This is a genomic window from Maribacter taeanensis, from assembly GCF_047345145.1.
GTDB lineage: Bacteria > Bacteroidota > Bacteroidia > Flavobacteriales > Flavobacteriaceae > Maribacter_C.
The window spans coordinates 139,981-155,897 of record NZ_JBLFER010000004.1 but is presented as its reverse complement, the minus strand read 5'-3'; the positions used below and the strand labels follow the sequence as shown (position 1 = coordinate 155,897).

Sequence of the window (15,917 nt, the reverse complement as noted above, 5' to 3'; positions counted from 1 at the left end):
TAACTTATTTTAGAGATACCTATAAGTGCATTTGTTCAGATGCAGAGTTCTCTTTCAGTAATCTTTATGAACTTACAATCAGTTTGTTTTTCCAAGAAATTAGTTCGATGTATTTGGAATTAGTACTTTATCAAGTACATGTATTACACCATTTACCGCTTGAACATCTACGACGTCGATTCCAATGCCATCGTTATTAGCGCCATCAACAACATTTGCAATGTTGCCGTCAGTACCCGGCAAAGTAATTGTGAAACTGTCACCTTCTAATGTAGCGGGGGTAGTTGTAGTCCCATCAGGAGTTAAATCTCCTGAGCGAATGTTAGCCCCACCAATAACATGATGTTGTAAAACAGGTATTAAGCCGGCTTCATCTGGTATAGCGGCCAACGCTGAAAAGGCATCATTTGTAGGAGCAAAAACCGTAAATGGATCGCTGCCAGCACCTCCTTGAGAAGATAACACGCTAACAAAATCAACACTTGGTGTCAAAGTAGTTAATGCTTCAACTAAGGTAGAAAAGTTTGGGTCAGCTACGGCGAAGGTAACAACTGTTGGTAAATCAATAACTTGATCTACGGCATGTACAATTCCGTTTGTTGCAACAATATCTGCAATGGCTACTGCACTGGCTCCGTTAAACTTAACTCCATCATCTGTGTTGATGTAGATACTCAATGCATCATCGTCGCTATTTTTCGCTGCGGTATTCGCATAACTGTTTGATAAATCCGCTGCCGCAAGAGCCGCTCCTGCGATTACATGGTTCGAGAGAACATTATTTATGTCACTACTGTTAGGATTCATAAAAGCTGCAAAACCATCATTAACCGGAGCTAGAACTGTGAACTTTCCTTCAGCATCTGATAACAAATCAGTAAAGGTGGTATTTCCATCCGCAGTTAGCGCTCCTACCAATTCTGACAATGCAGGATTGTTTATTGCATGATCTACAATTGTAGGTAACCCAATTACTTTATCTACAATATGAACCACACCGTTAGAGGCTTCAACGTCTGCAGTACTAACCGTTGCTCCATTAATTTTTACACCACTTGACGTATCAACGAAGAGACTCAGCGCTTTGCCATCAACACCAGCCGTTGAAGAAGAGCTGATGTATGTTGTAGTCAATGCGCTAGATAAATTTTTACCCGCTACAACATGGTTTAGTAAAACCTGTTCCAAAACATCAACAGGTACATCTTCTAAAGTTGCAAAACCATTTTCGTCTAGGAAAGTAGCAAATGCATCATTTGTTGGCGCGAATACCGTAAAGGGACCAGTTCCTTTCACCGTATCTACCAATTCTGCTCTTGTAAGCGCAGCAACCAAGCTTGTTAAATCATCTGTGGCTATAGCCAAGTCCGCAATGTCTGACATTTCTACGTCGGGCATGCCGTCTGCTGGACCAGTCACAGGACCATTGTTGTCATCATTACTACATGAGGAAATAAAAATTATTGATACTAAGTAGACAAGACTTTTCAATTTTAAAATACTTTTCATGAAATTTGTTTTAAGGTTTATATTGTTTAATTAATAGGTGAAAATGAGAAACATAATATTTTTATAAATTCATACATATCCTTTTGGTCCAAAGATGTGTAAAAACATAGATGGTTGCTTTTGTTTATTCTTTTTTATAATAAGTTTAACAAATTAAATAAAATCACCACAGGTATCAGGGTGAACAAATACCTCTTTTTTGCTCTGTTTAGAAAATGATCATTGAAGATTATGAATTATTTGTTGCTCGGTAAATTTTGTATTTTTGTACTCTTATTTTATACTGAGATGAAAAGAGTGGTTGTCGGACTTTCTGGCGGAGTAGATTCTAGTGTTGCCGCATACCTTTTGAAAGAACAAGGGTATGAGGTAATAGGTCTTTTTATGAAGAATTGGCACGACGATTCTGTAACCATTTCTGAGGAATGTCCTTGGTTGGAGGATAGCAACGATGCTTTGATTGTAGCTGAAAAATTGGGTATTCCTTTTCAAACCGTTGATTTAAGTGTTGAGTATAAAGAAAAGATTGTCGATTACATGTTCAAGGAATATGAAATGGGTCGTACGCCGAATCCTGATGTGCTTTGTAATCGCGAAATTAAATTTGATGTATTCTTGAAAATCGCGCTTCAGCTTGGTGCCGACTATGTAGCTACTGGGCACTATTGTAGAAAGGGGACGATTAAAAATGCGGATGGTAGTGAAACGTATCAGTTACTCTCAGGTGCAGATACTAATAAGGATCAATCCTATTTCTTGTGCCAATTATCTCAGGAACAATTGTCCAAAACACTTTTTCCTATCGGGGAATTGCAAAAACCAGAAGTCCGGAAAATAGCCGCAGCCAATAATTTGATCACCGCAGATAAAAAAGATTCTCAGGGACTTTGTTTTATCGGCAAGGTGCGATTGCCCGAATTCCTTCAGCAAAAATTGAAACCTAAAAAAGGAATCATAGTTGAGGTTCCAGCAGCGGCAGTGCAATTACATCGCTCACAAGTCAAATTTGATTCCAAAGAAGCCGAACTAGCCTATACTTCAGAAAAGCCTATTTATCATATTGAAGATGGTAAAGTTGTAGGTGAGCATCAAGGTGCGCATTATTTTACCAAGGGACAACGTAAAGGTTTGGACGTTGGTGGCACCAAAGAGCCTTTGTTTGTCATAGAAACTGATGTATCGGAAAATGTAATTTATACGGGACAAGGAAAAAATCATCCAGGTTTATATCGTAGAACTCTTTTTGTAACGGATGCTGAATTGCATTGGGTACGCCCAGATTTGGCTTTGAAAGTTGACGAGACTTTAGAAGTCATTGCTAGAATACGTTATCGTCAAGCTCTGGAAAAGGCAACTTTATACAAAGTCGATGGCGGTCTTTATGTTGATTTCGAAGAGAAGCAATCAGCAATAACAGAAGGTCAGTTTGTAGCTTGGTATATTGAAGATGAGCTAATAGGTTCAGGAGTGATTTCATAACTTTAGTCCGTTGTCCCCTCGAACGCAGTCGAGAGGTTATTTTTAATATTTTGATCTAGTTCTCGACTGCGCTCGAACAGACAGATGTAGCTATGCAAAACAGAATAACAGACCTCTTCAAGATCAAGTATCCCATTATTCAAGCAGGAATGATTTGGGCGAGCGGTTGGCGCTTAGCATCAGCAGTTTCAAATGCTGGTGGTTTAGGCATTATCGGCGCGGGAAGTATGTATCCTGAAGTTCTTCGCGAGCATATTCAAAAATGTCAGCAAGCTACGGACAAACCTTTTGGGGTTAATGTACCCATGCTCTATCCGGATTTGGAGGAGATAATGCAAATCATTGTTGAAATGGGCGTAAAGATTGTTTTTACATCGGCAGGGAATCCGAAGACATGGACATCTTATTTCAAGGAAAAAGAGATTACTGTTGTGCATGTAGTTAGCAGTTTGAAGTTTGCTTTGAAATCTCAAGAAGCAGGAGTCGACGCTATCGTTGCTGAAGGTTTTGAAGCTGGAGGACATAATGGACGAGACGAGACAACAACGCTAACTTTAATTCCTTCAGTGAAAGAAAAAATAACCATTCCATTAATTGCCGCTGGTGGAATCGCTACTGGAAGAGCAATGCTTGCCACAATGATTTTAGGTGCAGACGGAGTGCAAGTAGGAAGTCGCTTTGTAGCCAGTGTAGAAGCTTCTTCGCACAACGCGTTCAAACGGAAAGTGGTTGAAGCTGGTGAAGGTGATACGCAACTAACATTAAAAGAGTTAGCCCCAGTACGGCTAATCAAGAACAAGTTTTACAATGACGTTCAAGTGGCTTATGCCAAAGGTGCATCTACGGAAGAATTAAAAGAAGTTTTGGGTCGCGCACGAGCAAAACGCGGAATGTTCGAGGGCGATATGGAAGAAGGCGAATTAGAAATCGGTCAAGTTTCTGCGATAATTAACGATATCAAACCTGCAGCGCAAATCGTTGAAGATATGATTCACGAATTTGAAGAGGCTAAAAAAGAAGTCGCGAATCTGTAGTTATGAATCCAACACCTTTTCAGCCTCCTGAAGCTCATCATTATGTACAAAAACTTCTGCCTCTCCAAGCATAGAAGATGCGAAGCCTGCTAAACGTGCAGATTCAGCCTCATCTTTAACCACTGCAATTATGCCAATATCTTTTAAACGACTTACTATACTTTGCGCTTCTGCAATATTTCCGATATAAATTCGAGTGTAATTCGTATCCATAACAAATCTTTATCTTGGTTTATGCTTTCCTAAAATACGAATTTGTTTTACAACATTGCAGCCATTTCTTGAAGATGTTTGTCAAAATCTTTCAAGGTATTTGCAAGTTTTGCAATTTGTTCTTGTGCCTCTTTCCAGTTTTTTTGTTCAACTGCTTCGCGAACCCCTGGTAAGGTTTTTACGCCGTAACCTGTATAAAAGCCAGGGGCATAAATTTGATGCTTGAACCATGAACGTCTTGGTAAACCTTCTTCCGAAGTTAACACGTGCTCCGCAAGCATTAATCTCTTATTCAGGCTATTGCGTTTTTCTTTGGAAAGTTTTGATACATCGGCCTTAGCCAGTATTCCTATACTAGCTTTTAAAGCTGCCAATTCATTTTGTAAAGGTGTAAAATCTAAATAGGGAATGGATTCTTTTTTCTTTGGTTTAAAAAACGGTTTCTTAGGATCGGCTGCCAGTTCGAACATGTTCTTTTCTACCATCATATTATGCTTTTCAACATCTTTTCGCATCTTTTTGGTTTGCTTCATGATTCCATCTAGATATCCAGAAACGGTTTTGTGCCATTGCTTGAACTCAAAAGGAAGCATATCAGCATTGGCTAATCGCAGTGTAATTCTACCGGCCGTATTGGCTAGAGCAACTCCGTACGCAAATTCAGGATCTTTAAATCGTTTGTAATGCGGATAGGTATCATAAATGGTATGGTATTCACCACCCGCATTTTCACCTCCGAAACCTAAGTTTAAAGATGCGATTCCTGCATGCTGTATGAAAGGGGTATAATCGGAACCTGAACCTAGAGCATATAACTCAAAATCTTCTGTTCCCCCATTTACCATATTGACTGCACTTCTTCTTTCTTTAACTGAAACACCTCTTTGAGGATCCTTCACGGTTCTGGCGACTTCTCCAACCATAGCTTGTAAACTATGAGAACCTCCAGCGCCTAAAAATCCACGTCCGTTACCATCAGTATTGATGTAGGCGACTACTTTTTGCTGGAGTTCCGTTTTATGGTCCTCTACCCATTCGGTAGATCCTATGAGTCCGGGTTCTTCGGCATCCCACCCACAATAAACTAGTGTACGTTTCGGCTTGTTCCCTTTTTTAGCTAACTCACCTACAGCACGAGCTTCTTCCATTAATGCTACCATTCCACTGATAGGGTCATTTGCACCATGTACCCATGCATCATGATGATTGCCCCGCATGACCCATTCGTCAGGAAAATCTGTCCCTTTTAGTGTTGCGATCACATTATGAGCAGGTACCAACTTCCAATCAAACTCTAGTTTCAAATGCACTTTCGCTGGACCAGGTCCAATATGATAGGTGATTGGTAATCCACCTCGCCATGATTGTGGTGCTACTGCTCCATCTAAAGCAGCTAATAGAGGTTGTGCATCTTCATAAGAAATAGGAAGTACTGGAATCTTAGTAATCGTCGGGGCATCTTTTCTATCCAAACGTTTCGCATCTTTTGTTGCTCCGTAACCAGGAGTCAACACATCACCAGGGTAGGTGGGCATGTCCATTACAGAACCTCTTTGTACACCTGTTTTATTTTTAAAAGCTCCTTTCGGATAAACATCGCCACGACCATACCCATCATCCGCAGGATCAGAATAGATGATACATCCTATAGCTCCATGTTCTGCTGCTAGTTTTGGCTTAATTCCTCGCCATGAACCTTGGTATTTGGCGATAACGATTTTTCCTTTTACATCGATTCCTAATTTATCAAGTACTTCGTAGTCGCTAGGAATTCCGTAGTTCACAAAAACCAATTCTGCTTCCACATCTCCATCCGTAGAAAAAGCATTATAACTTGGGAGTAGGGCCTCACCTTGCGCAGTAAATTCATCGCCCTCAACAGGAACCGCAGTTAATTTCGCTTTATATGAAGTAGGACCCGTAAGTTCTAATAATCGGACCTTGGGATAAGGAAATAAAATATGATAGGTTTCAATCTTGGCATCATAGCCCCAAGATTTGAATTGTTTTTGAATCCATTTGGCATTTTTCTCTCCGTATTCAGTTCCCACCCAATGTGGTTCTGCTGACATCAATTGCATCCATTCATCTAGATTGCTGGCATCAAGCTTTGCTTCAAAAGCGGCTTCTAATTGCTGTTGTTTTTTGGCACTTTCAGGAGTAAACCCTAAGATGGATTCTTGTGCGTTAAGAAAACCTATGGACAGGCAAAGGGCAAGAATAAAAAATTGTGTTCTCATTTTGGTTGGATTTAGCTAATGAAGATACTGAATTTAGAAATTCTTTTTTGGGAAAAAAGTTGAAGAAGTGTAACCGAAATATGATTTTGGCGTCTTACCTTGTAAATAGTAATAAATCTCGGCAAACATGAAGAACACTAAGAGAGTAGCAATGCTTCTATTATTCGTAGCAGCGATTGTTAGTAGCAATTTTTCCTCAGCTCAGAACCTTGAGACCACTTTTGACAAACTTCTTTCTGAAAATTATTCAGGTGAGAAACCCGGTGCTACGGCTTTGGTTTATAAAGATGGCAAAGTTCTCTATCGAAATGCCGTCGGCATGGCTAATTTGGAATTGGGGGTTGCAATGAAGCCTGAAAATGTAATTGAAATAGGTTCGATTACTAAACAATTCACGGCAGTGGCGATTTTAATGTTAATGGAACAGGGCAAACTTTCAGTTGACGATGAGATTACCAAATTCATACCTGATTATCCAGCAAACGGAAAAAAGATTACCGTTCACAATTTGCTTAATCATACTTCTGGAATTAAAAGTTATACAGGTATGGAAAGCTTTATGGCACTAGCCCGCCAAGATATGACCCCTACTGAACTCATAGACCATTTTAAGAATGAACCCATGGATTTTAATCCGGGTGAAGAATGGAGGTATAATAATTCAGGTTACATAATTCTAGGCCATATCATCGAAGTGGTTTCGGAAAAACCTTATGCTGAATTTATCGAGGAGAATATCTTTACCCCTTTGGGAATGAAAAGTTCTTATTATGGGAGTATGACACAATTGATTCCGAATCGTGCAACAGGTTATAGTCCAGCTGAAAATGGCTGGCGTAATTCAAATTATTTAAGCTTGACCCTACCTTACGCTGCTGGTTCATTAATGTCAACTGTTGACGACATGTTATTGTGGCATCAGGCGATTCATAATAATACGCTTTTAAAGTCGGAATCTAAGATGATGGCGTTTACCAATACAAAATTGAAAAATGGCGACCCAACAAATTATGGCTATGGATGGATGATAAATGAAATCAATGGTTCTTCTTCAATTGAACATGGCGGAGGTATTTTCGGGTATACCACTGCGGGAATTTATGTGCCGAAGAACAACCTTTATGTTATCATATTGACTAACCGAGATGGTTCTTCACCAAACAATGTGGCTGTTAAAATTGCGGCACATGCCTTGGGAAAACCATATCCTGATACAAGCGAAGCAGTTACTTTGAGCAATAATCAGCTAGAAAAGTGGGTAGGTAACTATGAATACGAGAATGAAGTATTTCGTTCAATATCCTTTGAAGATGGGAAATTATTTAGCCAACGAGAAGGCAGCAACATATTGCCGATTTTTCCCCTCAATGAAAGTAAGTTCATTTTTGAGGATGGATTTACTAGTTATAATTTCTCCTTGGAAGATGGTAAGAGAATTGCAAATTTTTCAGCTCGTGGTAGTAAGGGAAAAGGTGTGGAAACAGATAAAAAACCTGCCACTGAAAAAGAGGAAATTAGTATAGACCCTAAAATTTTACCAGAGTATGTAGGGGAATATAAACTCGCACCATCTTTTATACTGACAGTAACTACAAAAGGGGATAGGCTTTTTACCCAAGCTACGGGACAGCCCCAACTTGAGGTGTTTCCTGAAGCGGTAGACACCTTTTTCCTGAAGGTGGTGGCCGCGAAACTAGTTTTTGGTCGAGATGATTCTGGAAAAGTTTCTCATGTCACCTTATATCAAGGTGGACAAGAAATAAAAGGAGAGAAGAAGGATTAGTTCGATGGGTGGAAGTTGCATCATAATAAATGACATTGTTCATGATTAATTTTTTAGAAGATTGATTTCATTTGTTAGTCGTTCAATTTCTTCATTTTTTGTACCGTCATAAACCCCTCTAATCCGCTTTTGTTTATCCACCAATATGAAGTTTGGCGTATGTATAAAATCTTGAAGTCCGCCATCTCCTTCATTCACAACAGCAAAATAGCTTTTACGAGCTAGGTTGTAAATATGTTTTTTATCACCAGTTGTGATATTCCATTTGCCATTAATGACACCATGCTTTTCGGCATAGTCTTTTAAAATGGGAATACTATCCAATTTTGGCGTGACAGATACCGAGAGAAACATCACATCGGCCTCATCAAGGAATGTGCTTTGTAGTTTCTCCATATTATTTGACATAATAGGGCAAATACTCGGACATCTTGTAAAAAAGAAGTCGGTTACATAAATTTTGCCATCATAATCTTCTTGCGTAATTGTTTCGCCATTTTGATTAAAAAGCTCAAAATCGGATACAGAATGGTCAGTCACCTCATTTTGCAAACTAACGTCAACCAGTTCAGGATTAAAATCAGAGGGATTAAAAACGGGTAAGTCTGACTTGGTATTCAATAAGAGAAGAATTACGGCTGCAGAAATAGCTATCAAAAATGACATTGCTATTATACCTTTGTTTGTCTTTTTAAATGGTTTCATTATAAGACGGAGGTATCAATTTCTACATCAGCATGTTCCCAAGCTTTGTCAAATTCTGCTTTGATTTCTTGGGCTTCTTTTAGTTTGCCTTGAGCTTTTAAGCTATTGTGAAGTCCCATTAAAGACCACCCATTTTGGCGGAGAATTGCTAAATCTTCTTTGAATATTTTTTCAGCTTCTTTAAATTTTTCAGCTTTCATTAAAACAGCACCTAAATTCTGGCGTGTCGGGATGTGCCATGCAGCGGGCTCCGTATAAGTCAGCGCATCTTCAAATGCAACCGCTTTTTGCAAATGATTAATGGCTTCCGAAATCTCGCCCCTTGCTGCCGCCAATTCACCAGAGACAATTTCGTAAGCTATATTGGCTGAATGAATAGAAGCATTATTTGCAGTAGCGACCAGAGTTTCCAGCTCCGGGTCATTTTTTAATGTTTCAATCGCATCTAGTTCTTCTTGCGCATCCTTAAGATTTCCTTTTCGGATAAATGCGATTCCACGGGCATAGTGACGAATGAGGTTTAAATGTTTGATGTCTCGACTAGGAGCGGGGATGGTCAAAATTTCATTCCATTTACCAAAGCGTGTATACGCCAATAAGGGCGTAGCAGAAAAATCCTGTAAGAATGGAAGCGTTACCAGTTCTCCCGTGGGTACCTTTTCAGCCGTTTTCTTGGCAGCATCAATAGCAATATCACTAGCGCCAAGCAAGCTTGCCGACGACCAAAGGAAATGAATATTATGCGGGTAGTAGGCCAGTGGATAAAGTCCCTGAGCAAAGCATTGCGCGATATAATCCTCATCGGCTTGAATAGCGACTTGATTTACTTTAACGGCATCTAAATAGCGCCCCACACGAATATAAATATGTGAAGGCATGTGCACGATATGACCAGCGCCTGGCATGAGTGTAACTAATTTATCAGCACTAGCTACGCCCATATCCGGATAGGGTAATTCTACCATATGAATATAGTAATGATGTCCTCCAGGGTTTTCAGGCTCAAGTGCTATTGCAGTTTCTAGAGCAGCTTTCGCTTCTTTTATATTTGGGGATAGATTTCCGTCTTTATCCCAATAATTCCAAGGTACAGTATTCATCACCGAAGCGGCATATAGAATCTGAATATTCGCATCTTCCGGATACTTTGCGACCACTTTGGCCATAGCACGCATATACGCCAAATTAAGTTCTGCTGTATCCGTAGTTAAATCCTCGCTATATCTTGCCGATAGTGCTTCTATAAGAGCCTGTTCTTTTGCATTCGCTTTGGCCGATAATTTTCGAGCTTTTGCCATGGCCTCATTAATTTTGACCTTACGTTCCTCAACAGGCAAAGGGTCATTAATATTTGGACCCAAGGCAAAAGCTTGCCCCCAATATGACATGGCGGAATTTGGGTCTAGTCTAGCAGCTTCCATAAAAGAGCGATGGCCCTCAGCATGATTAAAGGCATAGGATAATTTTACACCTTGGTCAAAAAATGCTTGAACCCTTTCATTCTCTGTGGAAATAGGAAAGTGTAGGTTGCCCAAATTATTGAAAAGTGGTGAAATCTGTTGGGTAGTGTCGATTACGTCCAACATAAATTTTGCGGGCGTGCATTTGATAAAACTAAAGGACGCTTTTTGATAATCTTTATTTCCATTAGAATCTTTAGTTATAAAATGGACTAGCATTAGAAGCGATGCTCCTAATGCTAAAAGGCTGATTTTGGTTTTCATGATGTTCTCTATTAAGATTGATGTATGAACTTCTTTGCCTCGGCAACTTCAGGTCGTTTACTATTCGAATCCTTTGTTAATTCAATCAGTTGGTTAAAGTAGTGATTTGCTTTTTCTTGATTACCCGACTGCTTTGCAGCTATTGCAGCACCATAAATACCATTAAACCGATTCGGGCGTCTTTGAAGGTTTAGCTCGTACGCATCCAAAGCCTGTTGAGGTTTGTTCATGGCCAATAACATATCAGCATAAAGCTCATCAGCAGGTACCACTTCTCCAGGAGTTACGGGATGTTTTGATGTTTTACTTTCCATTTCAACAGCCATTTTCATTGATGCCAGCGCTTCTTCTTTATTTCCATTGGCTAGTGCTAACCAGCCTTCTGTCATTTTAATCTGTATACCGACCTGATTTGCTTTGTACGCATCATTCATTTGAATTAACTCATTTTGAAATGATTTTAAAGTGTTCAATTCATTTTCCGCGGCATTCAGGTTTTTGGTATGTATGGCACCCATTGCTCGGGTAAAATGCAAAATGGATTTTTGCCATGGAAATGATTCCCAAGCCAACCCTAGATTTTTAGGCAATTCTATGGCTGCCGCTTCTTCCCAATTCTTATTCTCTATGGCAATGCGTGCAGGTATAGCAGCAGCGGTATAGGCAATTTTGAAATTGGGAGGAAAAACTTCTTCAAACGATTTTAAATAATTGTACTGCTCTAGAGCATTTTCATTATTTCCAGTCTGGAGATACGAATACACCAAATATCCCATGGCGTGAACTTCTTCATCCCAATGTGCTCCTGGAGCAATACTTTCCGCGTAGCAGGTCGCCGAGGAGGCTGAGTTGATATTGGTGTTAATAGATTCTTCCCAAAGTCCTAATCGAGTAAAGATATGCGAGGGCATATGCTGTGCATGCGCCGAATTCGGTGCAATTTCCGCATATCTTCTTGCGGTAGTCAAACCTAATTCCGCTAATTCTGGATAGTCATACGAATGAATGATGTAATGCGCAATTCCTGGGTGATTGGGTTCTTTTTCAAATAACGCCTCTAGTATTTGACCTGCCACCCGTTGTATTTTATAGGTTTTATCTGTGGGCACAGCCGATGCTCGAAGTGCCAAGGCATAAAACACTGCTACTTCAGTATCATCAGAATTGTCATTATACATTTCCCCCATTTTTTTGGCATAGCGCTCCTTTCTGGTCTGGTTGTCTACGGTTTCCCAATCTTCATAAAAAGCTCCGATAGCACCCAAATATTGCTCAGCTTTTTTTGACTTGGGTAGTTTTTGGGCCACTTCGAGCAACTTGCTACCTTTTTCCAGGACGGTGTTTGGAGGTGGCGCCCATAAACCGTGATAAATGCTCATAGCCACACCCCAATAGGCCATGGCACATTCTGGATCTTGGTCGATAACCTGAACAAAAGCTTTTTCAGCTTCAGTGTACTCGAAAGAATGCAATAGGGCAATGGCAAGATTGAAAGTCTCCCTTGTTTCGTAAGTACAGGATTCTGAAAAGTTGACATCTCCGAATTGTCCATTTCCGCAAAGTTGTAAATCGCCTCTTAATAGATTCAGAGATGCTAATGCTGGATTTGGTTTCTGGTCTTTGCATCCTAAAAATGAGATGAGAACTAAGAGGAATACATTTTTTGAAATTGATTTCATGAAATTGGTTTTAGCTATTGGTTCAATTAGCATGGCATGCTATTAGGAAATTACCATATCAAGAATTACCTTTTTCAGAAAGAGGGGAGGAGTCGGTCCTGAGGACTATGGCAAATCAAGTTATAGTTGATTTAAGCTAGTGAATATAGTAAGTGTTAGCTAATTATAAGGCTTATCTGTGTAGAAGGGATAAAAGAAAGGCTAATCTGGGTATTTATCTGTGTAAATGGTAGAATTGGGAAAGGGATATCCAACTCTTTCTTTCTAAATTATTTGTATTTACGGATGAGCCTTATTTTAAAAGTGATTACTAAGAAGTTTTTCGAGAGCCAATTTTCCCTTCCGTTCTCCTCCGCCAATATATAATATAAATCGTCCCAATTACAGATGGTAGTACCCAAGCCGTAATCGTCCATAATTTGAGTCCCGCCACGATGAACGCAGTGATAGAAGCAATCATACCGGCAATCATATGTGTTAAGTGCGCTAATAACCAAGCGACTTTATTGGTTTTGAAGTTTTTATAAAACAAGAAATTTTTTCTGGTTAAGAAAAGACCCAATCCTCCAAAAACCATATACAGCACATTATCTGGTACCGACGCGAATAGGCCATAGATTCCGTAACCTAACATGAATAAAGAGAATACCATCATTGCAGTAGAAATACCCAAATCAATGGAATCTGCTTTGATTTTTTGCCGAGATTTAAAGCTAAGCGCACGTCGTCCAATTAAAACAAGGTAGATGGTAAACATTGAAATAAGAAACAGAAATAGACTCTCATGGCCAGGCATCCATGCAATGGGTATAATTATGATACAACTTGTAATCATTGAAATGGAAAAAACTTTGCCCATTCGCTTGTGAAGTTTACCTCCTTTTTTGACAGCCATGCTTCCAATTCCCGTGATAAGCCCTAGGCCTCCGAAAAAGGCATGAATATAAACTGCTATTGTAATTGCTTGCTCCATATTTGAATTTTAGTTTGGTTATTGGTCAAATATGATACTAATGATAGAACTTAAGAAGTTTTTGTTTCTGAAATGTAGTTTTAATGGGCCGAAGCGTCATTCTTTTACCCCGCAATAGTATTCAAAACATTTACTAAAGTGTCAATTTGTTTTTTTGAATTAAAAATGGCAAAAGACAAACGAATTACGTTCAATCCAAATTTTGTTACAGGTTTACATTCAATTCCGTGATTGTAAGAAAGTTCCATTTGTACGTCTAGCATGTACTTATCTTTAACTTCGAGAACCTGAATACCGGCGGAAAGCGTATCAAGTTCAGGGGTCTTAAGTATTAATTTTTTATTATCCTTAATCTTATCCCTGAAATAATGTTTTAGTTCGTAAGTGCGGTCATGTATTTTTTGAGCTCCTATAGCATTTCGATAATCAAGCGCAGCTCCTAAACCTAGCACCTCAGGAAGGTTTCTGGTATTGTAATTTTCTAATCTTCGGATGCTTGTATCTTCATAACCACGTGCTACAATAAGGGGCTTTAAATGTTTTTGACTTTCTTGTTTGGCATAAAAGATTCCTACTCCCTTTGGAGAAAATAACCATTTATGCGCGCTAACAGTGTAAAAATCACAGCCAACTTCTTTTAAATCAAAAGTTAACATTCCAGCGGCTTGTGCACCATCAACAGCAACTAGAATGCCTTTTTCATGAGCCATTTCGGTTACTTCTGTTATTGGAAGTATCATTCCATTTGTATTGACCAAATGGCAGATAGAAATTACTTTGGTTTTTGGTGTTATTGCTTTACTGTAGACATCTACAACTTCCTCAACACTTTTGGGCAAAATGGGTAGGGTAGGGGTCACTATTTTGACGCCCTTGCTTTCTTGCCAATATTTCCAGGGGTTTAAAGCGCTGGTATGTTCATGGTCAGCGGAAATGATTTCATCCCCAGGCTGCAAATCCATACTACTTGCAATGAGATTCATGCCTTCTGTAGTATTATGTATTAAGGCAATTTCTTCTTCTGAGACTGAGAATAAGTCAGCAGTTTTTTTACGGACTTCCTCAATTTCATCCTTCCAACCACCCCACATATACTTTGAAGGAAAATCATCTAAAGTATTCTGAAAGTTTATAGTGGCCTCACGAATTGGTTTCGGACAAGCTCCAAGCGAACCATTATTGAAATACGTAAGACCTTCGGCAAAATGAAACTGTGATTGTATGGTTTTCCAATAGGCCTCGGAAGTATCCCCGGATTGTAAATCATATAGAACAGACTCTATTGGTGTTGTGGCTCGCGCCCAAATTTGTGTGGGAGTTGCTAATGCACCAGCTGCACCAATGCCTAGGGTTTTTAGAAATTTTCTTCGGTTTTCGGTCATGATTTAAAGATACCGATTTTTTAACTCTATTAATGAGTCTATTAGAATGTCGGAAGTACAGGATTGTCTACCCCAACCCCAAAGGGAGACATTGGGACTTTCATATACGGTACGGGATAATAAACCTCCTTCCTGGGCATACCTTTAGGTAGTGAGGGCATAGGTGCTTTTACTTCCTATCCGTATCGATTTTAATAAGATTAGAATGCCCTTTCGCAATCATTCTTGAGCGATCTGCATTCCAGATTTCACAATTTGTATTGATAATCTGATTCCCATTTTTAGTTATGGAAGCAACTGCAATAATGGTTTCTCCGGCTTTAGCGGAAGCAAAATAATCGACAGCCAGATTAACTGTTGTATACATATGAGGTTTACCAAGTGAAAATACCGCGGCGCCAACGGCATCATCAATGATAGCTGCTGTTGTGCCGCCGTGTATGATGCCCATAGGGTTGGTCATTTCTTCTCGTATCACATATGAGAATTCAAGTTTACCCGCTTCGGCACTCAAAAGTGTAGGATTGAGCCAACGCATTAAGGGTGAAATAGACTTTGAAGAATCTTGGCCAACTAAGGACTCAAACATTGCAAGAGCTTTATTCATAGTTTATTTTTTTTGTAAGCCTCGCAGCTTGAGCGTCTTCTAGTATCAATAAGATAGATAATTTTCCAAGTGCCGTTGTCGTGAAAGAGTTGAAAAGAATTTACCCCACAATGGCTAAACTTACCATCAAGCCAAAATTCATATTCGGTCCATGCATGGGCCATATTACCATCAACTTTTACGGTATATGAACTTATTCGCTCTTCCCATTTTTCATCTACAGGGCGCCCGCTGCCAATTGCTTTCACAAAGCTACTGACATCATCGGTTTTTAAAATATCTTTTTGTTCTTTGTTTTTGAAAGCGGTTTGAAAAACAATTTCATCGGCCATGGTTTTTTTCATCAACACGGTATCGGCTTTGTGAAAACCTTCGAAAAAGGCTTTGATTACACCTTCTACTTCAGTTTCTAGAGCGTTCTGCGCGCTTATAAAAAATGGAAGTAGTAAAGTGGTAACTAGTAGCAGTTTTTTCATTTTTATGCTTTTTAATTGACGCAGGTTTATTCTAAGTAACAAAAAGAATTTGTGTTATGATTTTACTTAGGAAAGATACCGAATTTTCGATAATAAGGCATCTGAACATTTTA

General features: G+C 39.3%; 12 protein-coding genes and 1 pseudogene. 3 read left to right on the top strand and 10 right to left on the bottom strand.

Annotation, left to right across the window (positions count from 1 at the left end; genetic code table 11):
• Positions 1-99 precede the first annotated feature (99 nt).
• Entirely contained in the window at positions 100-1,509 is a 1,410-nt protein-coding gene (locus tag ACKWCD_RS14090; RefSeq protein ID WP_413984600.1) for a fasciclin domain-containing protein, read from the bottom strand.
• 288 nt (positions 1,510-1,797) lie between these two features.
• On the opposite strand from ACKWCD_RS14090, the gene mnmA reads away from it, so the two are divergent.
• Both mnmA and ACKWCD_RS14080 read left to right on the top strand, forming a co-directional pair.
• Positions 1,798-2,988 carry a tRNA 2-thiouridine(34) synthase MnmA gene (mnmA, locus tag ACKWCD_RS14085; protein ID WP_413984599.1) on the top strand — a complete coding sequence of 397 codons (1,191 nt, stop codon included), beginning with the start codon at positions 1,798-1,800 and terminating at the stop codon, positions 2,986-2,988.
• 83 nt (positions 2,989-3,071) lie between these two features.
• A pseudogene (locus tag ACKWCD_RS14080) lies at positions 3,072-4,022 on the top strand (NAD(P)H-dependent flavin oxidoreductase); the annotation flags it as partial.
• Here the strand turns inward: ACKWCD_RS14080 and ACKWCD_RS14075 are convergent.
• Both ACKWCD_RS14075 and ACKWCD_RS14070 read right to left on the bottom strand, forming a co-directional pair.
• A complete protein-coding gene (locus tag ACKWCD_RS14075) occupies positions 4,023-4,235 on the bottom strand; it encodes a putative signal transducing protein (protein ID WP_413984598.1) in 213 nt (70 codons plus the stop codon).
• Between the two features lie 47 nt (positions 4,236-4,282).
• On the bottom strand, positions 4,283-6,475 hold the full coding sequence (locus ACKWCD_RS14070) for a M28 family metallopeptidase (RefSeq protein WP_413984597.1): 2,193 nt from the start codon (positions 6,473-6,475) through the stop codon (positions 4,283-4,285).
• Positions 6,476-6,602: 127 nt separating this feature from the next.
• On the opposite strand from ACKWCD_RS14070, the gene ACKWCD_RS14065 reads away from it, so the two are divergent.
• Positions 6,603-8,258 (top strand): serine hydrolase, encoded by a 1,656-nt coding sequence (locus tag ACKWCD_RS14065; RefSeq protein ID WP_413984596.1) that lies wholly within the window; start codon positions 6,603-6,605, stop codon positions 8,256-8,258.
• 45 nt (positions 8,259-8,303) lie between these two features.
• On the opposite strand, the gene ACKWCD_RS14060 is transcribed toward ACKWCD_RS14065, so the two are convergent.
• From ACKWCD_RS14060 to ACKWCD_RS14030, 7 genes are all read right to left on the bottom strand, one after another.
• A complete protein-coding gene (locus ACKWCD_RS14060) occupies positions 8,304-8,924 on the bottom strand; it encodes an SCO family protein (protein ID WP_413984595.1) in 621 nt (206 codons plus the stop codon).
• A 38-nt stretch (positions 8,925-8,962) separates the two neighbouring features.
• The gene (locus ACKWCD_RS14055; RefSeq protein WP_413984594.1) at positions 8,963-10,687 is read right to left on the bottom strand and encodes a tetratricopeptide repeat protein; all 1,725 of its coding nucleotides are present in this window, start codon (positions 10,685-10,687) and stop codon (positions 8,963-8,965) included.
• Between the two features lie 11 nt (positions 10,688-10,698).
• Positions 10,699-12,366, bottom strand: coding sequence for a tetratricopeptide repeat protein (locus tag ACKWCD_RS14050; RefSeq protein ID WP_413984593.1), 1,668 nt, complete (start codon positions 12,364-12,366; stop codon positions 10,699-10,701).
• A 310-nt stretch (positions 12,367-12,676) separates the two neighbouring features.
• Entirely contained in the window at positions 12,677-13,339 is a 663-nt protein-coding gene (locus tag ACKWCD_RS14045; RefSeq protein WP_413984592.1) for a DUF2306 domain-containing protein, read from the bottom strand.
• A gap of 104 nt (positions 13,340-13,443) precedes the next feature.
• Positions 13,444-14,721 carry an aminotransferase class V-fold PLP-dependent enzyme gene (locus tag ACKWCD_RS14040; RefSeq protein ID WP_413984591.1) on the bottom strand — a complete coding sequence of 426 codons (1,278 nt, stop codon included), beginning with the start codon at positions 14,719-14,721 and terminating at the stop codon, positions 13,444-13,446.
• A 169-nt stretch (positions 14,722-14,890) separates the two neighbouring features.
• Positions 14,891-15,328 carry a PaaI family thioesterase gene (locus tag ACKWCD_RS14035; RefSeq protein WP_413984590.1) on the bottom strand — a complete coding sequence of 146 codons (438 nt, stop codon included), beginning with the start codon at positions 15,326-15,328 and terminating at the stop codon, positions 14,891-14,893.
• The gene (locus ACKWCD_RS14030) at positions 15,325-15,804 is read right to left on the bottom strand and encodes a nuclear transport factor 2 family protein (RefSeq protein ID WP_413984589.1); all 480 of its coding nucleotides are present in this window, start codon (positions 15,802-15,804) and stop codon (positions 15,325-15,327) included. The genes ACKWCD_RS14035 and ACKWCD_RS14030 overlap by 4 nt, the downstream gene beginning before the upstream one ends.
• Positions 15,805-15,917 lie beyond the last annotated feature (113 nt).